General features: G+C 64.1%; 21 protein-coding genes. 16 read left to right on the forward strand and 5 right to left on the reverse strand.

Translation table 11 applies throughout. The features are described from left to right. The first annotated feature begins 28 nt into the window (after positions 1–28). The 11 genes from U0004_RS12275 (at position 29) to bla (ending at position 10,496) form a co-directional block, all read left to right on the forward strand. Positions 29–652: a hypothetical protein gene (locus tag U0004_RS12275; RefSeq protein WP_070258971.1), complete on the forward strand. Its 624-nt coding sequence runs from the start codon at positions 29–31 to the stop codon at positions 650–652. Between the two features lie 20 nt (positions 653–672). Then, the gene (locus tag U0004_RS12280; protein ID WP_230522056.1) at positions 673–1,059 is read left to right on the forward strand and encodes a DUF2946 domain-containing protein; all 387 of its coding nucleotides are present in this window, start codon (positions 673–675) and stop codon (positions 1,057–1,059) included. Between the two features lie 62 nt (positions 1,060–1,121). Then, on the forward strand, positions 1,122–1,718 hold the full coding sequence (locus U0004_RS12285; RefSeq protein ID WP_070258969.1) for an SCO family protein: 597 nt from the start codon (positions 1,122–1,124) through the stop codon (positions 1,716–1,718). Between the two features lie 18 nt (positions 1,719–1,736). After that, positions 1,737–2,213: a copper chaperone PCu(A)C gene (locus tag U0004_RS12290; RefSeq protein ID WP_174718099.1), complete on the forward strand. Its 477-nt coding sequence runs from the start codon at positions 1,737–1,739 to the stop codon at positions 2,211–2,213. A gap of 122 nt (positions 2,214–2,335) precedes the next feature. Then, complete coding sequence (locus U0004_RS12295; RefSeq protein ID WP_070258967.1) at positions 2,336–2,992, forward strand: CerR family C-terminal domain-containing protein; 657 nt, start codon at positions 2,336–2,338, stop codon at positions 2,990–2,992. Next, the gene (locus U0004_RS12300; protein ID WP_070258965.1) at positions 2,989–4,197 is read left to right on the forward strand and encodes a multidrug effflux MFS transporter; all 1,209 of its coding nucleotides are present in this window, start codon (positions 2,989–2,991) and stop codon (positions 4,195–4,197) included. Before U0004_RS12295 ends, U0004_RS12300 begins: the two co-directional genes overlap by 4 nt. 122 nt (positions 4,198–4,319) lie before the next feature. Next, positions 4,320–5,666: a DUF3422 family protein gene (locus U0004_RS12305; protein ID WP_070258963.1), complete on the forward strand. Its 1,347-nt coding sequence runs from the start codon at positions 4,320–4,322 to the stop codon at positions 5,664–5,666. Positions 5,667–5,770: 104 nt separating this feature from the next. Next, positions 5,771–7,261 (forward strand): hypothetical protein, encoded by a 1,491-nt coding sequence (locus tag U0004_RS12310; protein WP_217495266.1) that lies wholly within the window; start codon positions 5,771–5,773, stop codon positions 7,259–7,261. Between the two features lie 64 nt (positions 7,262–7,325). After that, positions 7,326–7,718, forward strand: a complete 393-nt coding sequence (locus tag U0004_RS12315) for a BlaI/MecI/CopY family transcriptional regulator (protein WP_034757543.1) — start codon at positions 7,326–7,328, stop codon at positions 7,716–7,718. Beyond that, complete coding sequence (locus tag U0004_RS12320; RefSeq protein WP_070258958.1) at positions 7,715–9,472, forward strand: M56 family metallopeptidase; 1,758 nt, start codon at positions 7,715–7,717, stop codon at positions 9,470–9,472. Before U0004_RS12315 ends, U0004_RS12320 begins: the two co-directional genes overlap by 4 nt. Positions 9,473–9,554: 82 nt before the next feature. Then, entirely contained in the window at positions 9,555–10,496 is a 942-nt protein-coding gene (bla, locus tag U0004_RS12325; RefSeq protein ID WP_254676152.1) for a subclass B3 metallo-beta-lactamase, read from the forward strand. Between the two features lie 6 nt (positions 10,497–10,502). Here the strand turns inward: bla and U0004_RS12330 are convergent, their stop codons facing one another. Next, positions 10,503–10,826, reverse strand: coding sequence for a tetratricopeptide repeat protein (locus U0004_RS12330; protein ID WP_070258956.1), 324 nt, complete (start codon positions 10,824–10,826; stop codon positions 10,503–10,505). Between the two features lie 71 nt (positions 10,827–10,897). Continuing rightward, complete coding sequence (locus U0004_RS12335; protein WP_070258954.1) at positions 10,898–11,884, reverse strand: zinc-dependent alcohol dehydrogenase family protein; 987 nt, start codon at positions 11,882–11,884, stop codon at positions 10,898–10,900. Between the two features lie 125 nt (positions 11,885–12,009). Between U0004_RS12335 and U0004_RS12340 the strand changes: the two genes are divergently transcribed. Genes U0004_RS12340 through U0004_RS12350 form a run of 3 tightly spaced genes read left to right on the forward strand, consistent with a single transcriptional unit; the run spans position 12,010 to position 16,245 of the window. Then, positions 12,010–12,921 (forward strand): LysR family transcriptional regulator, encoded by a 912-nt coding sequence (locus tag U0004_RS12340; protein ID WP_070258952.1) that lies wholly within the window; start codon positions 12,010–12,012, stop codon positions 12,919–12,921. Between the two features lie 54 nt (positions 12,922–12,975). Further along, positions 12,976–15,078, forward strand: coding sequence for a TonB-dependent siderophore receptor (locus U0004_RS12345; protein ID WP_070259268.1), 2,103 nt, complete (start codon positions 12,976–12,978; stop codon positions 15,076–15,078). Positions 15,079–15,087: 9 nt separating this feature from the next. Next, complete coding sequence (locus U0004_RS12350) at positions 15,088–16,245, forward strand: DUF1624 domain-containing protein (RefSeq protein WP_070258950.1); 1,158 nt, start codon at positions 15,088–15,090, stop codon at positions 16,243–16,245. A 7-nt stretch (positions 16,246–16,252) separates the two neighbouring features. Here the strand turns inward: U0004_RS12350 and U0004_RS12355 are convergent, their stop codons facing one another. The 3 genes from U0004_RS12355 to U0004_RS12365 form a co-directional block, all read right to left on the reverse strand. Next, positions 16,253–18,124, reverse strand: coding sequence for a transthyretin-like family protein (locus U0004_RS12355; protein ID WP_070258948.1), 1,872 nt, complete (start codon positions 18,122–18,124; stop codon positions 16,253–16,255). Positions 18,125–18,230: 106 nt separating this feature from the next. After that, positions 18,231–18,761 (reverse strand): isochorismatase family protein, encoded by a 531-nt coding sequence (locus U0004_RS12360; protein WP_070258946.1) that lies wholly within the window; start codon positions 18,759–18,761, stop codon positions 18,231–18,233. Between the two features lie 50 nt (positions 18,762–18,811). Beyond that, positions 18,812–19,729: a LysR family transcriptional regulator gene (locus tag U0004_RS12365; RefSeq protein WP_034788899.1), complete on the reverse strand. Its 918-nt coding sequence runs from the start codon at positions 19,727–19,729 to the stop codon at positions 18,812–18,814. Between the two features lie 121 nt (positions 19,730–19,850). On the opposite strand from U0004_RS12365, the gene U0004_RS12370 reads away from it, so the two are divergent. Together U0004_RS12370 and U0004_RS12375 are read left to right on the forward strand one after the other, a co-directional pair. Then, a complete protein-coding gene (locus tag U0004_RS12370) occupies positions 19,851–21,068 on the forward strand; it encodes an ABC transporter substrate-binding protein (RefSeq protein ID WP_070258944.1) in 1,218 nt (405 codons plus the stop codon). Positions 21,069–21,085: 17 nt separating this feature from the next. Next, positions 21,086–22,600 carry a CoA-acylating methylmalonate-semialdehyde dehydrogenase gene (locus U0004_RS12375; protein ID WP_070258942.1) on the forward strand — a complete coding sequence of 505 codons (1,515 nt, stop codon included), beginning with the start codon at positions 21,086–21,088 and terminating at the stop codon, positions 22,598–22,600. The last annotated feature ends 2 nt before the right edge of the window (positions 22,601–22,602 follow it).

The raw sequence follows: 22,602 nt of genomic DNA on the forward strand, positions 1-22,602 counted from the left end.
CGGCTCGTTCACCACATTGACCTGACGCATGGCCCTCGTTTCCGATCATCCATTGCACCTGCTGGGCTTGCGCTTTCCGCTCCGGTTGCGCGTTACCGTGCGCCAGGGCTTTGTGACCTTGCACAATGAAATCACCACCAAGAAACTGGCCAGCGGCGACAGTTTCGTCGTGCCTGCTTTCCTGCGCTTTGCCTGCGACGTGATGCCGGGGCGGGGCAAGCCGGCCGTTTTCACCCTGGCGCTGGAAGGCGATGAGCCCGATGGCGGACACGGCGGCGGCAAGCGCTGGAGCCAGGCGCTGGCGCAGCACATCTTTGATACGCCGCAAGGTAAGTGGACGGCTGCGCGCCTAGCGGCCCTGTGGCAAGTGACGCCGCACAAGGCCAGGGCGCGCCTGTTTTCCGAGGGCGAGGCATTGCTCAGCCTGGTGCGCGAACAGCGCCTGGCGCACGCGCTGCACACGGCGGCGCAAGCGGATGCCGAGGGAGGGCACGGCGAGCGCGACCTGGCGCAAGTGGCGGCCGGCTCCGGCTTTGCCTCGATCCCCGCGTTTTGCGATGCCTGCGTGGACGTGGCGGGCGTGCGCCCCAGCCTGTTCCTGCGCGGCCAGGCGGGCGCGCCTGCGCAACGCGATAGCCAGACTCCGTTATAATCGGGGCCATGGGATCATTATTGAAGCGCAAACAGTGGCATATGTGGTTCGCCTGCCTGGCGATACTGCTCAATGCGCTGTCGCCATCCCTGTCGTATGCGTTTGCTTCGCTGCATGCGAACGCGAACAATGCCGCCGTCGAGATTTGCTCGGCCAGCGGCGCCGTCTACACGCAAGCGGACCTGGCGCCAGCCGCCAAATCCACCACTGATTCCGTGCTGCACCACATTGAGCATTGCCCGTTCTGCATGAGCCATGCGGGCAGCGCGGGTTTGCCGCCGTCGTCAGCATCGCCGCTGCCCGTGATCACGGGCCACGACCTGTATCCGCCATTGTTTTACCAGGCGCCGCGGGCCCCGTTCGCCTGGCTGGCCGCCAGCCCGCGCGGCCCGCCTCTGGCTGCCTGAATACACCCGTCACGCCTTCCACGTCTTAACTGTATCCACTACGCCCATCGGGCCAGAATGCCATGAAACGTCGTCTTTTTCTTCTCGCCGGTACGGCGGGATTGCTCACGCTTGCGGCTTGCGAACCCGCGCCGAAACCCCATTACAACGGCCTCGACTTGACGGGAGGCGATTACAAGCCCGACTTCAAGTTGAGCGGCCCCGACGGCAAGGTTTACACCCTGGCCGATTTCAAGGGCAAATATGTGATGGTCTTCTTTGGCTTTACGCAATGCCCGGACGTGTGTCCGACAGCCCTGTCACGCGCGCTGGAAATCCGCCAGAAACTGGGGCCGGATGCCGATAAGCTGCGAGTGATCTTCATCAGCATCGACCCCGAGCGCGACACGCCCGAGCTGCTGGGCGAATACATGCGCGCCTTCGACCCCAGCTTCCTGGGTTTGCGCACGGATCCGCAGGCGACGGCGCAGACGGCCTTCAATTACAAGGTCTTCTACCGCCGTGTGCCGAGCGGCAGTTCCTACACGATGGACCACACGGCCATCAGCTATGTGCTCGATGCCGAGGGACGCATGCGCCTGGGCCTGAAGCACCAGTTGACGGGCGACGAGTGCGTGCAGGATATCAAGACCCTGATGAAATCGAAATACACCTTATAACCATACCGAGGAATGATCATGACCCATTTGAAAACCCTGCTGGCCACGGCCCTGGCTGTGCTGTCCTTCTCCGCCTCTGCCCAGACTTCCGTGCAGATTACCGACCCGTGGGTGCGCGCCACCGTGCCGCAGCAAAAAGCCACGGGCGCCTTCATGCAGATCACGGCGCCGAAAGCCATGCGCCTGCTGGAAGTGCGCTCGCCCGTGGCCGGCGTGGCGGAAATCCATGAAATGAGCATGACGGACAATATGATGCGCATGCGCCAGGTCAAGGAAATCGCCTTGCCAGCCGGCAAAGCCGTCGAACTAAAACCGGGCGGCTACCACGTGATGCTGCTGGAACTCAAAGGGCAGGTGAAGGCGGGCGACAAGATCCCGCTGACCCTCGTCGTCGAAGGCGAGGACAAGCGCCGCGAAACGATCGAAGTCAATGCCGTGGCCCGTCCGCTGGGCGCCACCTCGACGTCATCCGCGATGCCGGCGATGAAACACTAAGCTAGAGCAATACCCTTGCAAAGCCCGGTTCGCCGGGCTTTTTTGCGTCCATTTGAAAATTAAACAGCTGTTTGATACAATGCTGAATAATATTAAACGGCTGTTTAAATGATGGGAATGGCATGACAGAAGAAGTCGAAACGGCGCGCACGCGCATCCTGCAGGCGGCGGTCCAGCTGTTTGCCGACGAAGGCTATAAGCTCGCGTCCGTGCGCAGGATCTGCGAGGCGGCCCACGTCAACGTGGCGATGGTTAACTATTATTTTCATGGCAAGGAAGAGCTGTACCTGGCAGCCTTCGACCATGCGCGCGCGCTGGCGCGTGCCACGGCTGCTGCCGTACCGGAGGCAGGCCCAGCGGCGGCCGTGGCGCCCGTGGAACAGTTGCGCCTGGCGATAGAAGCGATGGTCTTCGACATGCTGCGTCCGGGAGCGGCTTCGCTGTTCAGCCGCCTGGTGGCGCGCGAATTGATCGAACCCACGTCCGCCATCCACATGCTGGCAGACCGCGACGTGCGCGCGCACCATGCCCTGTTTACAGGCTTGATCCGTGGCGTGGTGGGCGAGGCCATGCCGGCGGCCGTGGTGCAGAAATGCGTGTTCAGCGTGATCGGCCAGGCCGTGTTCTATGCCCGTTCGCGCATCGTGCATGAACTGGTGGCGCCGGAAATTACCTATGACGAGACTGGCACTGCCAGCATTGCGCAGCATGTCGCCGCGTTCTCGCTGGCGGCCCTCGACGGCTTGCGCCGCCAATATGCTGTGCAGGCGGGCGCATGAAAGCGCGCAACCTGACCCTGGTGCTGGCCGGGCTGGCCATGCTGGGCCCGTTCGCCACCGATACCTTCCTGCCGTCGTTTCCCGCGATCGGCACGCATTTCGACGTCAGCAGCGTGCTGGTGCAGCAGACCCTGAGCGTCTACCTGGCCGCCTATGCCTTCATGACCTTGTTTTACGGCACCTTGTCCGATTCGTTTGGCCGCCGTCCCGTGATTCTCGCTTCGCTGCTGATCTTTGCCGTGGGCTCCATCGGCGCCGCGTTTGCCCCCAGCTTTGGCTGGCTGCTGTTCTTCCGCGGCATGCAGGGCGCCTCGGCGGGGGCGGGCAGGGTCATCGGCCAAGCCATCGTGCGCGACAGCCTGTCGGGCGCGGCCGCACAGAAGATGCTGGCCAATATCATGATGGTGTTCGGCATCGCGCCCTCCATCGCGCCCATCATCGGCGGCTGGCTGCACGTGGCGTATGGCTGGCAATCCACGTTCGTGTTCACCTTTTCCGTCACGGTGCTGCTGTTGCTGGCCTGCCTGAAAGGCTTGCCGGAAAGTTTAGCCGTCGAGCAACGTCAACCTTTTCACCCAGGCAACATCGCACGCAATTACTGGCTGGCCTTGCGCCACCGGGCGTTCCTGCTGCGTTCGCTGGCCGTGGCCTTTGCGTTTGGCGGCTTTGCCCTGTACATCGCCTCGGCCCCGCATTTCATCCTGGAACTGCTGCACCTGCCGGAAACGGCCTTCGGCTGGATGTTCATTCCCATGGTGGCGGGCCTGGTGGGCGGCTCGGCGCTGTCGGGCAAGCTGGCCCATGCGGTGAAAAGCGCCGTGCTGGTGCGCTGGGGCTTGCTGGCCATGGCGGCCACGGGCGCGCTCAACATTGCCTACAACCACTGGTTCGCGGCCAGCGTCCCGTTCGCCGTCGTGCCCGTGATGCTGTACGCGTTCGGCATGTCGCTGGCCTTGCCGGGCATGACCATGTCGACGCTCGACATTTTTCCGCAGATGCGGGGCCTGGCTGCCTCCCTGCAAAACTTCGTGCAAATGCTGGTGTTTGCGCTCGTGTCCGGTTTTGTCGCACCGCTGCTGTTCGACAGTGCGTTCAAGCTGGCGCTGGGGCAGGCCTCTGCCGTGGCGCTGGCCGCGTTTTTCTGGTGGCTGGGCACGCGCCAGGACGCGGCGCAGGGTGTGATGAGTATTGCCAAAACGGCATGAGCGGAGTTTGAAAAGGTAGGCATGCTTCCTGCTTTGTTACACTGTGACAATCAGACCCACGCTGCGGGCACAGCAGCACGCGCGCGGGTCTAAGCAGTTTTGCAACTTTACCTTTGGCTATCATGCACTTGATTAACTCCAGTTTGAACCACGCCTTGCGCGTGCCGCTGGCGGCGGAAATCCATTCGCGGCCGTTTTTGCAGCTCGACGCACCCGAGCTGATCACCCATCTGGCCGTGTATAAAGATGACAGCGCAGCGCCCGGTGCGTCGAATATGGCCGCCCAGCACGCCACCCTGGCGGCCCTGTGCACGCATTTCGGCGTCACGCCGCCCGCCGCCGAAGCCAAGTATTTTTATTACGACTTCGGCCGCTTCCGCCTGAAATGGGAATGCCACACGGAATTTGCCACGTTTACCTTTGCCGAGCATCCGGGACAGGCCTTGCCCCTGGCGCAGGCGTTCGAGCGAATGCCTTTGGCGCAGTTGCCGCAGCAATGGCTGGCGGGCTTGAAGGGCAAGCTGATGGTGGCGGCGCACGTGGTGCTCGAGCAGGCGACCGAGCCGGCCGAAATCTTCATGCAGGGCTTGTCGCGCGTCTTCGAGGGCAATACCCTGGCCGGCAGCAAGGTGCTGCAGGGCGGCGAATTGTGGACGGATTTCACGATCCAGTCCGATGGCTTCAGCCGTTTCGTCATCCGCGATGCGGGCATGCGCTCGCAGCAGTCGGGCCGCCTGGTGCAGCGCGTGCTGGAAATCGAAACCTACCGCATGATGGCTTTATTGGGCTTGCCCTACGCCATGCAGGCGGCGCCATCCTTGAATGCCATCGAGAACGAACTGGCGACCCTGGCCGCCGCCATGGTCGACACGGACGATACTCCGGGCCTGGTCAAGGCCGACGAGGGCGTTGCCGAGCAAGCCTTGCTCGACCGCATCACGCGCCTGGCCGCCCGCATTGAAAAGCTGTCGCTCGACAATAGCTACCGCTTTTCCGCGTCGAAAGCCTACATGGGCCTGGTCAAGGCGCGCATCGACGAGTTGCGCGAAGTGCGCATCGAAGGCATACCCACGGTCGAGGAATTCATGGATCGGCGTTTGACGCCCGCCATGAACACGTGCGAAGCGATGGCCAGCCGCCAGGAAGCGATGGCGCAGCGCATTGCCAACACGAATGACTTGCTGCGCACGCGCGTGGGCATCGTGCAGGAATTGCAGAACCGGCAAATCCTGCAATCGATGAACGCCCGCGCGGCGCAGCAGCTGCGCTTGCAGCAAGCCGTGGAAGGCTTGTCGGTGGCCGCCATTTCCTATTATGTGATCGGCCTGTTCAGCTACACGGGCAAGGCGGCCAAGGTGATGGGCTTGCCCGTGAATCCGGAAATCCTCGTCGGCGCGCTGGTGCCGTTCGTGGCGACCGCCGTGTGGCTGGGACTGCGCCGCATGCACCACAAGCTGCACGCGGACTGAACAGGACGACATCGCGCTGTCATTTTTGCTATCTTTCAACATTCGACCGTCAGGTGTTTTGAAAAGGAAGTTGCGTGCTAGCGAATGTTGGAGATGTTTACAGTGTGTTTTCGTCCGAGCTGCAGCAGTATGTGGCTTGCCAGGTCACCCGCATCAAGGATGCATCCTCGTCCAGGCCCGTAGCTGCCGTGCTGGAGCTGGACTGGACCGGTGACGCCTTGCCCGATGCGGCGGCCGTGCAAGCCATGCGGCCGCTGCTGTGCGATTATTTCTTCTGGAACAATCGCCACGATCACTGCTATGCCACGGCGAACGTGCCGCCTGGCTATACGCTCGTTGGCAATATCGCGCCGCTGGTGGATGTGGAAGTCAATAGCTACCGCAGTGCCTGGTACGTGGGCGACAGCGTGCTGCGCCAGCGCAACTGGGAGCGCATCGATCCGGCGCGGCGCCAGCAGTTCAAGGCCGCATCGGACAAGCGTGAAGTGACGCTGGGCGGCCAGGTCTTCCGGCAGGACGCGACGAAAATCAATGACAGCGTCTTGCAGGCGCTGGGCGACGTGTCCGAGCTGGAACAACTGCCTTGCCTGATGTCGATCGAGACTTGCAACGGCACGCAGGCATTGATGGAGTTTATCCAGGGCAATCCCTTCATCAATGAGCTGGACTGGCAATCATCGACGGTGCATGCGCTCGACTTCAGCGGCAGCGGCTTGAGCCGCCTGATCCTGCAGCCCGATGGCGTCACCCGCCTGGTCTTGAACGAAGGCTTGAGCCTGCTCGCGCTGCGCAGCGCGCCATCGCCGGCGCTGCGCATCGACGATGGCGCGGACGGCCGCCACCTGACACTGCAGTGCACGCACGCGCTGCCGCCGTTCCACGGTCTCGGCCAGTTGGGCGGCCTGTCGCTGATCGGCATGAAGGACGTTGATCTGGCGCATGTAGCGCAGCGTTTTCCCCACCTGACATCCTTGCGCATCTGGGGCAAGCCTGGGCTGGCGTCGCAGATGGCCAGCCTTGCGCGGCTGACCGAGCTGCGGACGTTCACCGCCTATGACCTGTTCGGTTTCACGGCGGAGGAATTTCCATCGGCCGCGCAATTGCCGAAGCTGTCGGCCTTGTGGCTGACCAGCTTGCCAGCGGATGTCGCCAAGGCCATCAAGGCCGGCTACAAGACAGCGGCGGCGCTGGGACTGGACTTGTCGGTGACCAAGGCACGCAAGCCGGAATGGCTGGCGGATAACCTGCTCAACCCGTTCCGCGATTGGGATGGCCGCGAGCATATTTCCCCCGCGTATGCGAAAAAGGCGGCGCTGGCCTACAAGAACATGCTGGCCGTGACGCGCGGCATCGATGCCGCCATGCAGGCGACGGCGGCGGCCGCCGCGCTGGAAACGATGGTCGCCGCCTATGTGGATGCCTTCAACAAGATCGAGCGGCGCACGAGCATCATCGAGACGGTCGAGCGCGAGGAAATCTACACGGTGCTGGCCGAGCTGCTGGCCCAGCTGCGTGGGCAGCTGGGCGGGCAGGGCGCCACGCTCGTCGATGAGGCGGCCTTGCTGGCGCTGTTCGACCGCTTGCGCGAATTCTAGACCAGTCCAGCAGTCTAGAAAAAAAGTTCTAGACATTGAGTTCTAGACTGGGTATTCTAGCGGCATGTTAAAAAATACCTCCACTCCCCATCCCACGGCCGCCGAACTGGACCTGCTGCGCATCCTGTGGCAGCGCGGCCCGTCCGACGCCCGCGCCGTGTATGACGCGCTGGCCGCTGAGCGTGCCGACGCCAGTTACGCCACCGTGCTGCGCCAGTTGCAACTGATGCATGGCAAGGGCTTGCTGAGCCGCGATGAAAGCCAGCGGCCGCAGCTGTATGCGGCCGTCGAAGCGCAGGAAAAGTTGCAAACGAGTTTGCTCAAGGACTTGATCGGCAAGGTGTTTTCCGGTTCCGGCAAGGCGCTCGTGCTGACGGCGCTGCGCGAACACGTGAGCGACGCGGAACGCCTGGAAATTGAAAAAATCCTGCGCAGCAAGGATGGCGGCGCGCCATGAACCTGGACCTGGGCATAAAGTTGGGCAACCTTGTCCCTGCGCTGGGCTGGGTCTTGCTGTATTTTGTCTGGCAGGGCTTGATCGTCGGCGCCGTCTCCGCTGCATTGCTCTGGCTGCTGCGCCACGCCAGCGCGCGCTGGCGCTATGCCGTGTGCGCGCTGGCGCTGCTGCTGTGCCTATGCATTCCCTCGCTCCACCTGCTGTCTCTGCTGTTGGGCACATCACTGGCCCAGCTGCCGATGGCTGCGCCGCCCGCCTGGCGCGCCGCGCTGCAAGCGTGGATGCCGGCCCTGGTGCTGGCCTGGAGCGCCGGCGTTGGCCTGATGAGCTTGCGCCTGTGCCTGGGCCTGGCCTGGGTCGGCAGGCTGCGCCGCCAGGCTGTGGCGGCCCCCGCCATCTGGCAGACGCGCCTCGATGCGCTGGCGCTGCGCATGGGCTTGCGCGGCAGTCGGTCAGTGCCGCTGAAGCTGCATGCAGGCCTGGCCAGTCCAGTGACGGTGGGTTTCTGGCGCCCCGTCATCCTGCTGCCGGCCGCCTTGCTGAGCGGCATGCCCGTCGCCTTGCTGGAAGCGCTGCTGGCGCATGAACTGGCGCATGTGCGGCGCTGGGATTACCTGGTCAACCTGTTGCAAAGCGTGGCCGAGGCGCTGCTGTTCTTTCACCCCGTCGTCTGGTGGCTGTCGGCGCGCATGCGGGCCGAGCGGGAACAGGTGGCCGATGCCCTGGCTGCGCAAGCGCTGCAAGACCCGCAGCAGCTGGCCACGGCGCTGCATGCGTTGTCCCTGCACACGGCTGCGCCGCAGCATTCCCGCTTGCTGATGTCGGCACGGGGCGGGGCGTTGCTCACGCGCATAGAACGCCTGATGGCGCCAGGGCTGGATACGGTCGGCTGGAAACTGGCCGTACCCGCCTTGCTGCTGGCTTGTGCCACCCTGTTGTTGCAGACGCAGGAAAAGCCCGCAGTCAACGGGGCGATGCTGGCCGAGGCTGCCGCCGGCATGCTGGCCTTGCCCGTCAGCGCGAAACACATGCTGGTATTCGATGACGCCAGCGGCAAGGTGTTGATGGCGAAAGATGCGGATGCCGTCGTGCCCATCGCCTCGATCACCAAGCTGATGACGGCCATGGTGGTGCTCGATGCGGGACTCGATCCCGATGAACAGTTGCGCATCGTGCGCGCCGACGGCGATGCGTCGTTGCAGCGCCACAGCCTGCTGGCCGATGGCGTGGCCGTGTCGCGCGGCGCGCTGCTGCAACTGGCCCTGTTGCCGTCCGAAAACCGCGCCGCCGCCGCGCTGGCGCGCACCTATCCCGGCGGCAACACTGCCTTTGCGCAAGCGTTGCAAGCGAAGATCCGCCACCTGGGCTTGCGCCGCACCACCTTGACGGACCCCGTCGGCAGTTCTCCGGCGAATATGTCCACTGCCAGCGAAGTGGCGAAGATCGTCGCGGCGGCCGCGCGCTATCCGGACATCGCGCGCATCACCAGCCACCCGCAGGCGAGCGTGGCCGTCAATGGCAAGACGCGCACCCTGCACAACACCAATCCGCTGGTGGGCGGCAAGGGCTGGGACATTCTGCTGTCCAAGACGGGCAGCAGCAACGAGGCGGGCAGTTGCCTGACGATGCGCATGCGCAGCGGCGGCAAGCACGTTACCGTGGTGCTGCTGGACGCCGCCGGCGCGCAGCGGCGCTCGCTCGACGCCGGACACATCCGCGACACCCTGGCCGGGAGCCCAGGCCGCATGCATTGATACCCCCCCCCCCCGGGCGCGCCAGTGCGGGCGCCCATCTTTTTACACTCTGGAGATGAAGATGACACTATTGGCGAAGTTGATGCTGGCTACGGTTGCGACCATGGCGGCTGGTTCGGTGCAGGCGAAGACCCCCGCACCGGTGCAGGATAAACCTGTCGATTGCGATAATTGCAAGGAATGGAATGCGCCCGTCAAGCCGTTCAATGTCTTTGGCAATACCTGGTATGTGGGGACGGCCGGTTTGTCCGCCGTGCTGGTGACGAGTCCGCAAGGCCATATCCTGCTGGACGGCGCGCTGCCGCAGTCGGCGCCCCTGATCGTGGCGAACATCAAGGCGCTGGGCTTTCGCATCGAGGATGTGAAATACATCCTCAATTCGCATGCCCATTGGGACCATGCAGGCGGCATTGCCGCGCTGCAGCGGGCCAGCGGCGCCACCGTGATGGCCAGCGCAGCGGCCGCCCCGGTGCTGCAAAGCGGCACCAATGGCAAGGATGATCCCCAATACCAGGCCAATCCCGTCGTGCATGTGGCCAAGGTGCGCAAGGTCAGCCTGGTGGGCGAGGGCGATACCGTCAAGGTGGGCCCAGTGACCTTGACGGCCCACATGACGCCGGGCCACACGCCGGGCGGCACGACGTGGACGTGGACCTCGTGCGAAGGCGACCGCTGCCTGGACGTCGTGTATGCGGACAGCCTGAACCCGTATGCGAGCGGCGATTTCCGCTATACAGGCAAAGGCGCGGGCAAGGGTGGCACGCCTGACATTTCGGCCTCGTTTGAAGCGAGCATCGCCAAGGTAGCCGCCTTGCCATGCGACATCATCATCCCCGTCCATCCGGGCACGACGGATGTGCTGGGCAAGGCCGCCAAGCGCAGCGGCACGGACAATCCCCTGATCGATGCGAATGCTTGCCGCGCCTATGCGGCCGAAGCGGGCGGCTTGCTGGCCAAGCGCCTGGCGAAGGAACGGGGCGTCGCGTTACCAGCCGAAGCCAAGGACGCCGCGCACGCGCATTAAACGGTTTTACCCTGACGCCTGCCGCTGTTTTTGCAGGCGTTTCAGGAACACCGTCATTTCCTTGACGGCTTGCAGGTCGCCTTGCTGCTGGGCCACTGTCACGCCCGTGGTCCAGGCCGCCTGCGCTTCGTCCACCCGGTCAAGCTGGTGCAGGGCCTTGCCCAGCAGCTTCCAGGCGGCGGAATAGCCGGGCTGCTGCACGGTGGCTTGCGCCAGGTGCAGGGCCGCTTGCTCGGCGTCATTGTCTTTCAGGCAGGCGTCGCCCAGGCCAAAGCGCAGCAGGGCGTTGTCGCGCCCCTGCGCCAGCAGTTTTTCCAGATTTTCACGCATTCCCGGCCTCATCAATATGCAAGTTTATTCTTGTATATTAACGCTTCGGCGCGCGGGAAACAAGCTGACGTTCAATCCTCCACATCCACCACCAGCTTGCCGCGCGCGCTGCCATCGATTTGCGCCGCATGCGCATCGTGCGCCGTGCGCAAGGTAAAGCGGCGCGGGTCGAGCCGCACCTGTAGCTTGCCCGCCTCGATCAGCTTGTTGGCTTCGCGCAGGATGGCGCCATGGCGCGCATGGCCCTGGCCGCTCAACAGGGGCAGCAGGGTGAACACGCCCGAATAGCTGGCCGCGCGCGCCGTCAGCGGGCTCAGCGCGAACGTGCCCCAGCCGAGGCAGCTGACGACGTGGCCGCCGTAGATTCTTGCCGCCTTGAAACTGGCGTCCAGGGTAGCGCCGCCCACCGTGTCGTAGACGATGTCGAAGCCGGCGCCGCCCGTGTGTTCGGCCACGTAGTCATCCACCGTGCTGGTGCGGTAATCGATGAAGCGGGCGCCCAGCGCCTCGATGGCATCGCGGCTGGCCGCGCTGCCCGTGGCATACACCGTGGCGCCAAGGGCGACGGCCAGCTGCACGGCCATATGGCCCACGCCGCCCGCGCCGCCATGCACGAGTACGCTGTCGCCTGCCTGCACGTGGGCGCGGTCGACCAGCCCTTCCCAGGCCGTGATGAAGACGAGGGGCAGGGCGGCCGCTTCGCGCATGCTCAGCGCTGGCGGCACGGGCGCCAGCAGGGCTGCGTCGAAGACGCCGTACTCGGCCAGCGAGCCCTGGATGCCGCCGATGCCGCCCGCCATGCCATAGACTGTTGCGCCAACGTGAAAAGTCGTCACGCCATCGCCGATGGCCGCCACCGTGCCGGCCATGTCGATGCCGAGGATGGCGGGCAGGCGGGGCCGGGCGTGCGGGGCGGCGCCGGCGGCGATCTTCGTGTCCAGCGGATTGACGCCGCTGGCGGCGATGCGCACGAGGACTTGGCCGGGGCCGGGCTGCGGCACGGGCAGGTTGGCCATGCTCATGGGGGCGGCAAAGGTGTTGAGGACGAGGGCTTGCATGGGATCTCCTGTGGTTGATGCCCCAGTCTAGGCGCGGACGGTCCAAAGAAAAATGGGGCGCATCCCGATGCACTATTTCAGTATCGTGGATAATCGCCGGAATCAAAGAATTACAGGAGACCGGCATGGACAGGCTGGAAGCAATGCACGTGTTTTGCGCCGTGGTCGAGGCGGGCGGCTTCAGCAAGGCGGCGCAGCGCCTGGGTATTTCCACGTCGTCCGTGACGAACCAGGTGGCGGCGCTGGAAAAGCATTTCGGCGTGCGTCTCTTGCAGCGCACCACGCGCAGCATGTCGCTCACGGCCGAAGGCCGGCAGTGCCATGCGCAGGCGCGCCAGGTGCTGGCCGACATGGCGGCGCTGGAAACGAGCTTGCTGCAGGCGGCCGAGCGGCCATCGGGCAGCTTGCGTGTGGACATGCCCAGCAGCATCAGCCGCAACCTGGTGGCGCCCGCCTTGCCCCGCTTTACCGCCGCCTATCCCGACATTTCCCTGCGCCTGACGGTCAGCGACCGCCTGGTCGACATGGTGGAAGAGGGCATCGACGTGATGCTGCGCATCGGCGCACCGCAGGATTCATCGCTGGTGGCGCGCAGCCTGCTGAACATGGATTATCTGTGCTGCGCCTCGCCCGCCTTTGTCGCCCGGCATGGCACGCCGCGCACGCCGCAGGAACTGGACCAGTTTGCCTGCCTGCATTTTCTGTACCCGAAATCGCGCCAGGTGCGGCCCTGGCTGTTCCAGGCCGGGGAGGGCGATGCGGCGTATGCGCACACGCCGCCGGCCGCCCTGGCCTTCGACCATATCGAATCGATGATCGCCGCCGCCCAGGCCGGCTGCGGCGTCGTCCAGGCCCTGTCCGTCTCCGTGTTGCAGCCCTTGCGCGAAGGGACTCTGGTGCCCGTGCTGCAACCGTTCCGCACGCGGGGGCCGGATCTGTGGGCGCTCTTCCACCCGCGCCAGCTGCGCGCGGCCAAGGTGCAAGTGTTTGTGGAGTTCCTGGCGCAGATTTTTCACGAAGGCTTTAATGAGAATTGATTATCAATTATAATGCAAGCCTATTGCATTGAATTGTCCATTGTCAGGAATCCCATGTCCGTGTTTTTACGCCGCCCCGTGGCGCTTTTGCTTGCCGCCGCCAGTCCCCTGGCGCTGGCAGCTGACCCTGCTGCCGACAAGCCCGACGCACAGGACGTCGTCACTGTCAAGGCCGAGCGCCAGCATTACCGCAGCCTGTCCGCCACGGGCGCCACCAAGACGGATGCCTTGCTGATGGATTTGCCGCAAAGCGTGCGCGTGCTGACCGGCGACTTGCTGCGCGACGCCGGCGTGACGACCCTGGCCGGCGCGCTGGACCTGGCCAGCGGCATCGCGAAGCAAAGTCCGCTGGGCGGTTTGTGGGACAGCTATGCCATGCGCGGCTTTACGGGCGACCCGAATTTCGGCTCCGACTACATGGTCAACGGTTTCAGTTCCAGCCGCGGCTACAACGGCATGCGCGACGGCGGCAATACGCAGGCCATCGAAGTGTTGAAAGGCCCCGCTTCGGCCCTGTACGGCCGGGGCGAGCCGGGCGGCACGGTGAACATCACGACGAAGAAGCCGAAATTCGCGCCCGAGTACAGCGCCGATGTGTCGTTCGGCAGCTTCCAGACGCGCCGCGCAGCTTTGGATTTGACGGGACCGCTGAGCGCCACCATCGCCTACCGCCTGAACGCGGCGCATGAAGAAGGGCACAGTTTCCGCGATACCTTGAAGGTCGAGCGCAGCCTGTTTTCTCCCTCGTTTCTCTGGCTGCTGGGCGAGCACACGACCGTGTCGTATGAAATCGAAGCGGTGCGCCAGCGCGCGCCGTTCGACCGCGGCGTGGTGGCAGTGAACGGCCAGCTGGGTCTTGTCCCCGTCTCGCGCTTCCTGGGCGAACCGGGAGACGGGCCCATGACGGTCAAGTCGCTGGGGCAGCAGCTGTTCATCCACCACGCGCTGTCGGAAGACTGGACGGTGCAGGCAGGGGCTTCCTACCGCGACAGCGAATTGAGCGGTTATTCGACCGAGGCGAACAAGCTGCTGGCCGATGGACGCACCCTGAACCGCCAGCGCCGCCACCGCGATTTTTCCGCCACCGACGTGTCGGCCCGTGTCGAAGTGCTGGGCAAGTTCATGACGGGGGCGCTGGCGCACGAGGTGCTGGCCGGTGTCGACGCCTATCATTTTGACGACCACCGGGTGCAGCTGCGGCGCAATCCTTCGGCCGCGAATGCCTATGCCATCGACATCTTCAATCCCGCGTATGGCGGCAAGGCCGATCCGCTGGCCCTGTCCATCGACACGCAGGAAGGGCAAAAGGCGCGCGGCCTGTATGCGCAGGATCAACTGGATCTGGGCGCGCAGTGGAAGGCGCTGGTCGGCGTGCGCCACGATACGTACACGCAGGACGTGACGAACAATCGCTTGAACGTGAGCAACCGCCAGTCGCTGTCGGCCACGAGTCCCCGCGCGGGCCTCGTCTACCAGCCGTCGACAATGTGGTCGCTGTATGCAAGCGCGGCCAAGGGCTTCCGGCCCAACAGCGGCATCAGCATCGCCAACCAGGCTTTCCCGGCAGAGCGCAGCCGCTCGTATGAACTGGGCGCCAAGCTGGAAACGGGCAAGCTGACGGGCACCGTGGCCGTGTACGACATCCGCAAGAGCAATGTGCTGACGACGAATCCCGCCAACACGGATTTCGCCATCGCGGCGGGCGAGGTGGGCAGCCGGGGGCTGGAACTGGACGTGTCGGGCGAAGTGGCGCGCGGCTTGCGCGTCTCGGGCGCCTATGCCTACACCAACGCCACCGTCACGCGCGGCGACAATACGATAGTGACGGGCAGCCGCTTCGCCAACGTGCCGCGCCACAGCGCCAATCTGCTGGCCACCCAGCAATTTGCGCTGGCCACGGGCACGGCCAGCGTGGGCGGCGGCGTGCAATATGTGGGCGAGCGCCTGGGCGACGTGGCCGTCAGCAGCAGTTTTACTCTGCCGGCCTACACGACGGCCAGATTGCTGGCATCGTATTCGCCCAACGCACAATTGCGCCTGGCCCTGAACGTGGAAAACCTGTTCAACCGCAGTTACTATGCGAGTTCGTATAGCCAGTTGTGGGTGGCGCCGGGGGCGGAGCGCACGGTGACCTTGCATGCCCATTACCGTTTTTAAGCAATCACTATGACATCGACTTCTTCTGCCACCCTGCGCACCCGCATCGCCGTCATCGACGTGCTGCGCGGCCTCGTCATGCTGATCATGCTGTTCGACCATGTGCGTGAAACTGTCTTTTTACACCACCAGGTCAGCGACCCGATGGATGCGGCCAGTGTCGATCCGGCCCTGTTCTTCACGCGGCTGGCCGCCCACGTGTGCGCGCCCATGTTCGTTTTCCTGACGGGCTTGTCCGCCTGGCTGTATGCGCATCCGGCCGCCGGGCCCCGCAGCGCCACGGGCTTCTTGTTCAAGCGGGGCTTGCTGCTGGTGGTGCTGGAATTGGTGTTCGTCAATTTCGCCTGGAGCGGGGCGTTTCCGCCAGCCGTGCTGTATCTGCAGGTGATCTGGGTCATCGGCCTGGCCATGATGGCGCTGGCCGTGCTGCACCAGTTGCCGTTGAAAGTGCTGGCACTGTTGGGCGTGGCGATCATCGCGGGCCAGCATTTGCTCACGGGCTTGCGCGCGGAAGAGGGCAGCCTTGGCTATTATTTGCTGACGGTGCTGCTGCAACGGGGGTATCTGGTGGCGGACGGCGCCATGAAGATCAAGGTCAGTTATCCGTTGCTGCCGTGGATAGGCGTGATCGTGCTCGGCTATGCGGCCGGGCCCCTGTATGCGCGCAGTCGTTCGCCGGAGGGGCGGCGGCGCCTGCTGCTGGCGCTGGGCGCAGGCAGCTTGCTGTTGCTGGCCGTGCTGCGCGGTTGCAATATCTATGGTGAAACCCTGCCGTGGGTGGCGGGCGACACGGTCTTGCGCACGGCCATGAGCGTGCTGAACTTCACGAAATATCCGCCATCGCTGGACTTTTTGCTGTTCACCCTGGGCCTGGGTATGCTGGGCCTGGCCTGGCTGGAGTCGCTTGACAACTGGTTCACGCGGGCTTGCGCCACCTTTGGCGGCGCGCCCATGTTTTACTATCTGCTGCATTTATACCTGCTGCTGGCCATCGGTCTCGCCTTGACAGCCGTGCTGGGCGCCAACCACGGTGCCCGGTATGGCGTCGAGCATGTCTGGCAAGTGTGGCTGATCGCGCTGGCCCTGATGCCCGTGCTGTACTTTCCCTGCCGCGCGTTTGCCAGCTACAAGCGCACCTCGCAACGGGCGTGGGTGCGCTATTTCTGAAGCATGCCTACTTGCAGTACAGCCTATCGATGCTGTGGCTGGACGCCAGGTAATGCCGCGTCTGCCAACCGATGGCCACCCTGTAGGCGCACGGCGGATCGAGCGCCACGTTGACGGGGAAGCCGCCATTGTTGCCTGATAAATGCGGCCCGCCCGCGCCGCCGCGGAACAGATAATTGCTCGGTGGTGGCGGCGGCGTGAAGCTGGCGGCCGGCAGCGGTGGCGGCGGATGCTGGATGCCGTTGTTGTTGGAAATCGTGATATTGAAAAAGCGCAGATGCGGATGGTCGATCGTGTACAGGATATGCACGAGGCCGCCCGCGATGGGGTTGCAGGCATTGCTGCGCAGCTCTTCCAGGTCCAGCGCCACGATGACGGGCGAGTTGTCGAAGACGATGGAATCGAGCCCGTCCGTGGCCACCAGCGCCAGGGTATTGCCATCGCGCACCTCGAAGCCCAGGCGGTAGCGGCGTATCGGTTCGCTCTCGGCGGCCGTCAGGCTGCGGCCCGCGTCGAGGATGGGCAAGCCGCCCGGCAGCTTGGCAGGATGCAGGCTGGTGATGGCCGGCGTATTCACTACAAGCAAGTCAAACGTGCGCAGGAAGATGCTGGGCGCCACGTTGACGACGGCCGTCGTGCCGTCGCGCATGTCCACGGTGACAGGCTTGCCGTCCACCCGTATCCAGCCGCCAGGCTGCAGATCGCCCGCGTCGATGATGACGGGCGCCGAATCGCCCAGACCCAGTCCGTTTGTATAAAACACATAGCCGACGTGCGTGCCGAGGATTTGCGTGAGCGGCGCCAGGCTGGCGGGCGCCACCGTGGGGATGGCGGCCGGGTCGTCGCTTCCGCCGGGCCAGGACCATTCACCGATCAGGAAACGGTATTCCAGCGGGTTGGCGGGAATGGCGCTGTTGCGCAGCGGGCAATTGCCCTTCAAGGTGACACCGCCGGCGAACACATACGAGGCGCCGGCGCCGCCCGCATAGCCTTGCGCTGAAAAGCCGGCCAGCGAGGGAAACGGGTGGATGTCGAACATTTCCACCTGCTGCCAGTGGGGCACGCCTTCCACGTCGGGCGGCAAGACGTCTTTCGAACACAATTCCACGCAGAAGCAGTGGCCCACATTTTCGCGCCCCGGCTGGCGTCCGTTGGCTTGCGTTTCCGACAGGATCGTCACGCTGCCCAGCTGCGCCGTGAAATACACGTCTGGCCCGCTGGCGAATTCCACGTTGATGAATGGGGAAAACGGCGTCAAGGTGAAGTCCGACGTCAGGTAATCGATGCGGAAGCGCCCGCCGGCGTCCGTCACCGCCACTCCCAGCGCATCGTCCTGCAGCCAGTCCGCGTCGAACGCCCGCACGGTGGCGCCGGCGATCGGCGCGTGGGGAGCGTCGCAGGTGCGCAGCCGGCCGCAGATGGTCCAGGCGCCGAAGCGGGCGCGCACCAGGCACCAGAAGCGTTGCGGCAGGCAATAATCCCAGACGGCGAGGAAATCGTTCTCTACCTGGCGCCAGCGGGGCTGGATGGTGGTGATGGAAAACTGCAGCGGCACGGGGTCTTTCGGCCCCGGTTTCAAATGCGGCACGGTGGGGCACAGGATATCGACTTCGACGGCCTCGCCCCGATAATCATCTTCCAGGGTAAAACTGTAGTTGCCATCGTCATCCGTGCGCGCCTCGGCCAGCAGGAAGGGCGCTTTCGCCTGCACTTCCTCGTCCGTGAGGATGGCGAAGGTTTCCTTGGCGCTGGCCACGGCCAGGGCAGTGACGTTTTGCGACTCGCGTGGCCGGTACAGGCGCATGAGGACGTGGGATAAAGCTTCAGGACACTCGGCACAGATCAAGCCGCACAGCTTGCCCCGCAGGATATAGGCCATGATGGCTCCCTTGCTGATGTGGACGGCGCACTGCTCGGAATGGCGGCGCTGTTACCAAGCTAGCAAATGGACGGCCGACAGGATTGATCTGGCTTAAACCTGCTTTCTATTTAATCAGCGCCAATACTTCGCGGAAACGCGGATGCTTGCAATCGCGCAACCATTCGAAGGCCAGCATCTCCACCGTCACCAGATGGGCGCCCAGCTTGCCCAGGCGGGCCAGCGCCGCGTCGCGGCTGGCGGCCTGGCGCGAGCCGACGGCGTCGATGGCGATGATGACCTCGTACCCCAGTTCCAGCAAGCCGATGGCCGTCTGCAGCATGCACACATGGGCTTCGCAACCCGTGACGACGATTTGTTTGCGTCCAGGCGGCAAGATATTCTGCAAACCGTCGGCACAGGCGCCGAAATGCGTCTTGTGCAAGGTCCGTTCGCACAGGGCGGCGATCTCTTCCACGTTCGGCCCCAGCCCCTGGCGGTTCTGTTCCGTGCCCAGCACGGGCACGTCGAGCAGTCGGGCGATCTTCGCCAGGCGCAGGTTTTGCGCCAGCACGAGGCCGGCATCGTGGATGGCCGGCATCAAGCGACCTTGCAGGTCGATAATGACCAAAACAGCCTGGTTCGCATCCATCAGCATGGCGTTCTCCTTATTAGTATCTGGCGACAGTGTAGCGCGCCGCAGTTTGCTCAAGTTGGCCAGCTGGGCACGGCTGTTTCGCCCATCAGGTAGCCATGATTCAAATCGACGGCGGCACGCAAGTAGTTCCACAGGGCGCTGACCCTGGCAATATTGCGCCGCTCGCTGGGCGAAATCATCCAGAAGGCGCGCAGCAGGTCGATCTCGCCATCGAGCACGGGCACCAGTTCGTTCGACTGCTGGGCCACGAAGCAGGGCAGGATGGCCAGCGCCTGGCCCGCGCGCGCCGCGTGATACTGGGCGATCACGCTGGTGCTGCGAAACGCGCGCAGGGAATCGGGCGCCACGTTGTCCATGTAGCGCAGCTCCGAACTGAAGACCAGGTCGTCCACGTAGCCGATGATGGGGTGCTGCGCCAGTTGGGCCACGCTGGTGATCGGCGCGTGGCGCGCCAGGTAGGCGGGCGTGGCATACAGTTTCAGGCGGTAGTCGGACAGCTTCGTCACCACGTAGGGGCCGGACTGGGGGCGTTCGACGGAAATGGCCACGTCCGCCTCGCGCTTGGACAGGCTGACAAAGCGGGGCACGGCGATCAGGTCCACGCTGATGTGCGGGTATCGCCCGCAGAACTGCGCCAGGTGGGGCGCCAGCACGATGGCGCCGAAGCCTTCCGTGGCGCCCAGGCGCACCTGGCCTGACAACAGGCGGTTGTGCTCGCCCAATTCCTCGGTGGCGGCGAACACCGTGCTTTCCATGGTTTCCGCGTATTCCATCAGGCGGTGGCCTTCGGGCGTCAGCTGGTAGCCCACGTAGTTGCGGTCGAACAGCTGCGTGCCCACCTGCTCCTCGAACTTGCGCATGCGCCGCGACACGGTGGAATGGTCGATGCCCAGCTTTTTCGCCGCATCGACGAGGCCGGCGCTGCGCGTCAATTCCAGGAAGACCCGTACATTGTCCCAATCGAGCATGGCAAATCCTCTCTGTGCATTTTTGCAAAGGAATTATGCATTAATTTCACTTGAGTGCATATTTTTACACATGCAGAATGCATCTAAACATATAAGAAAACCCATTCACCTGGAGACACGCATGAAAAAAACCGTTCTGGCCATGGGCGCGCTGGCGCTCACCCTTTCCTTTGGCGGCGCGCACGCGCAAATTTCCGATGGCGTCGTCAAGGTCGGCATCCTGACCGACATGTCCGGCCCGTATTCTGCCATGGGCGGGCGCGGCTCCGTCGTCGCCAGCCAGATGGCCGTCGAGGATTGCCTGAAGGCCGAATGCAAGGGCATGAAGATCGAAATCCTCTCGGCCGACCATTTGAACAAGGCCGACATCGCCGCCTCCAAGGCGCGCGAATGGATAGACCGCGACAAGGTCGACGCCATCGCCGACCTGACCAATTCCTCGGTCGCTCTGTCCGTGCAAAAGCTGATGAAAGAGAAGGGCGGCATCGCCATGTTCAGCGGCCCGGCCACGGGGCGCCTGACCAATGAAGACTGCTCGCCGAACGGCTTCCACTGGATGTTCGACACGTATTCGCAGGCAGCCGGCACGGCGGCGGCGCTGACCAAGCTGGGACAGAAATCCTGGTACTTCGTCACCGTCGATTACGCGTTCGGCCATTCGCTGGAAAAGGACGCCAGCGATGTCGTCAAGCGCAATGGCGGCACCGTCGTGGGCGCCGTGCGCCATCCCCTCAACGCGTCCGATTTCTCGTCCTTCCTGGTGCAGGCGCAAGGCTCGAAAGCGCAGGTGATCGGCCTGGCCAATGGCGGCGCCGACACGGTATCGGCCATCAAGCAGGCGCGTGAATTCCGCATCGGCAGCGGCAAGGACCAGCGCCTGGCCGCCTTGCTGGTGTTCCTCTCGGACGTGCATGCGCTGGGACTGGATACGGCCCAGGGCCTCGTCTACGCGGACGGTTTTTACTGGGATTACGATGAGCGCAGCCGCGCGTTTGCGAAACGCTTCGAGGCGCTCAACAAGGGCGCCAAGCCGACCATGGTGCAGGCGGGCGTGTATTCCAGCGTCTACCACTACCTGAAGTCGGTGGCGGCCGCGAAGAGCGACGACTCGAAAATCGTCGCCGAAAAAATGCGCCAGCTGCCCATCAAGGACTCCGTGATGAACAACGCCTCGATCCGCCCCGACGGCCGCGTGATCCACGACATGTACCTGGTGCAGGTGAAGACCCCGGCCGAATCGAAAGGCGCGTGGGATTACCTGAAAGTGCTGTCCACCATCCCCGCCGACCAGGCGTTCAAGCCGATGGATGCTGCGGCGTGCAATCTCGTTAAAAAATAACCACGGAGTCTCGAACCATGAACCAAGCCCTCACCCAAGTCCCTGCCATCCCCCTGCACATCGGCGGCAAGCACCATGCGTCAAGCAGCAGCGAATGGCGCGACGTCGTCAACCCGGCGACGCAGGAAATCGTCGCCAAGGTGCCGTTTTCCACGCCGGACGAAGTCAACCTGGCCGTCGCCACGGCCAGGGAAGCGTTCAAGACCTGGCGCAATACCCCGCTGGCCGCGCGCATGCGCATCATGCTCAAGTACCAGCATCTGATCCGCGAAAACATTGGTGCCCTGGCCGAACTGATCACGCGCGAACACGGCAAGACGCTGCCCGACGCGGAAGGGGAAGTCATGCGCGGCCTGGAAGTGGTGGAGCACGCGTGTTCGATCGCCACCCTGCAGCTGGGCGAGATTGCGGAAAACGCGGCCACGGGCGTCGATGTCTACAATATCTACCAGCCGCTGGGCGTGGGCGCCGGCATCACGGCGTTCAATTTTCCCGTCATGCTGCCGTGCTTCATGTTCCCGATCGCTATCGCCTGCGGCAATACTTTTGTGCTGAAACCGTCGGAACAGGATCCGTCTTCGACCATGTACCTGGTCGAACTGATGTACCAGGCGGGCTTGCCGGCCGGCGTCCTGAACGTCGTGCATGGCGGCGCCGACGTCGTCAACATGCTGTGCGACCATCCCGACATCAAGGCCGTGTCCTTCATCGGCTCCACCCATGTGGGCACGCATGTGTACCGCCGCGCCAGCGAATCGGGCAAGCGTGCGCAATCGATGATGGGGGCGAAAAACCATTGCGTGGTGCTGGCCGACGCCAACAAGGAGCAGGCGATCAATAACCTGATCGGCGCGGCCTTCGGTGCGGCTGGCCAGCGCTGCATGGCCAATTCCGTCGTGGTGCTGGTGGGCGAGGCGCGCTCCTGGCTGCCGGAAATCGTCGCCCGCTCGCAGGCGCTGAAAGTGGGGCCGGGCAGCGACCGCGATGCCGACCTGGGACCGATGGTTTCCAAGGCGGCCATGCAGCGCGCGGAAAAGCTGATCCAGGCAGGCGTGGACGAAGGCGCGCAGTTGCTGCTTGATGGCCGCGGCCACAAGGTGGCAGGCTACGAGGGAGGCAACTTCATGGGCCCGACGATTTTCTCCAAGGTCCAGGCATCGAACTCCGTCTACACGCAGGAAATCTTCGGCCCCGCCATGTGCGTGGTCGAAACGGACACGCTGGACCAGGCCATCGCCTTCATCAACGCCAACCCGAACGGCAACGGCACCTCGATCTTCACCTCGTCCGGCTGGGCCGGGCGCAAGTTCCAGAACGAGATCGATGTGGGGCAGGTGGGCATCAACGTGGCCATTCCCGTACCCGTCGCGTATTTCAGTTTTACGGGGTCGCGCGCGTCGAAGCTGGGAGACCTGGGCCCGAACGGCAAACAGGCCTTGTACTTCTGGACGCAGACCAAGACCGTCACGGCGCGCTGGTTCGCCCCGGACGATGGCGGCAGCGGCGTCAATACCACCATTGCGATGAAATAAGG

Source organism: Janthinobacterium lividum, from assembly GCF_034424625.1.
Taxonomy (GTDB): domain Bacteria; phylum Pseudomonadota; class Gammaproteobacteria; order Burkholderiales; family Burkholderiaceae_D; genus Janthinobacterium; species Janthinobacterium lividum.

What these genes read in the sequence shown, in the direction of transcription:
- U0004_RS12350 (WP_070258950.1), top strand. Translation starts at nt 15,088, where the DNA reads ATGACATCGACTTCTTCTGCCACCCTGCGCACCCGCATCGCCGTCATC.
- U0004_RS12305 (WP_070258963.1), top strand. Translation starts at nt 4,320, where the DNA reads ATGCACTTGATTAACTCCAGTTTGAACCACGCCTTGCGCGTGCCGCTG.
- U0004_RS12275 (WP_070258971.1), top strand. Translation starts at nt 29, where the DNA reads ATGGCCCTCGTTTCCGATCATCCATTGCACCTGCTGGGCTTGCGCTTT.
- U0004_RS12285 (WP_070258969.1), top strand. Translation starts at nt 1,122, where the DNA reads ATGAAACGTCGTCTTTTTCTTCTCGCCGGTACGGCGGGATTGCTCACG.
- U0004_RS12355 (WP_070258948.1), bottom strand. Translation starts at nt 18,124, where the DNA reads ATGGCCTATATCCTGCGGGGCAAGCTGTGCGGCTTGATCTGTGCCGAG.
- U0004_RS12320 (WP_070258958.1), top strand. Translation starts at nt 7,715, where the DNA reads ATGAACCTGGACCTGGGCATAAAGTTGGGCAACCTTGTCCCTGCGCTG.
- U0004_RS12375 (WP_070258942.1), top strand. Translation starts at nt 21,086, where the DNA reads ATGAACCAAGCCCTCACCCAAGTCCCTGCCATCCCCCTGCACATCGGC.
- U0004_RS12345 (WP_070259268.1), top strand. Translation starts at nt 12,976, where the DNA reads ATGTCCGTGTTTTTACGCCGCCCCGTGGCGCTTTTGCTTGCCGCCGCC.
- U0004_RS12290 (WP_174718099.1), top strand. Translation starts at nt 1,737, where the DNA reads ATGACCCATTTGAAAACCCTGCTGGCCACGGCCCTGGCTGTGCTGTCC.
- U0004_RS12365 (WP_034788899.1), bottom strand. Translation starts at nt 19,729, where the DNA reads ATGCTCGATTGGGACAATGTACGGGTCTTCCTGGAATTGACGCGCAGC.
- U0004_RS12340 (WP_070258952.1), top strand. Translation starts at nt 12,010, where the DNA reads ATGGACAGGCTGGAAGCAATGCACGTGTTTTGCGCCGTGGTCGAGGCG.
- U0004_RS12360 (WP_070258946.1), bottom strand. Translation starts at nt 18,761, where the DNA reads ATGCTGATGGATGCGAACCAGGCTGTTTTGGTCATTATCGACCTGCAA.
- U0004_RS12370 (WP_070258944.1), top strand. Translation starts at nt 19,851, where the DNA reads ATGAAAAAAACCGTTCTGGCCATGGGCGCGCTGGCGCTCACCCTTTCC.
- U0004_RS12335 (WP_070258954.1), bottom strand. Translation starts at nt 11,884, where the DNA reads ATGCAAGCCCTCGTCCTCAACACCTTTGCCGCCCCCATGAGCATGGCC.
- U0004_RS12295 (WP_070258967.1), top strand. Translation starts at nt 2,336, where the DNA reads ATGACAGAAGAAGTCGAAACGGCGCGCACGCGCATCCTGCAGGCGGCG.
- bla (WP_254676152.1), top strand. Translation starts at nt 9,555, where the DNA reads ATGCTGGCTACGGTTGCGACCATGGCGGCTGGTTCGGTGCAGGCGAAG.
- U0004_RS12330 (WP_070258956.1), bottom strand. Translation starts at nt 10,826, where the DNA reads ATGCGTGAAAATCTGGAAAAACTGCTGGCGCAGGGGCGCGACAACGCC.
- U0004_RS12300 (WP_070258965.1), top strand. Translation starts at nt 2,989, where the DNA reads ATGAAAGCGCGCAACCTGACCCTGGTGCTGGCCGGGCTGGCCATGCTG.
- U0004_RS12315 (WP_034757543.1), top strand. Translation starts at nt 7,326, where the DNA reads ATGTTAAAAAATACCTCCACTCCCCATCCCACGGCCGCCGAACTGGAC.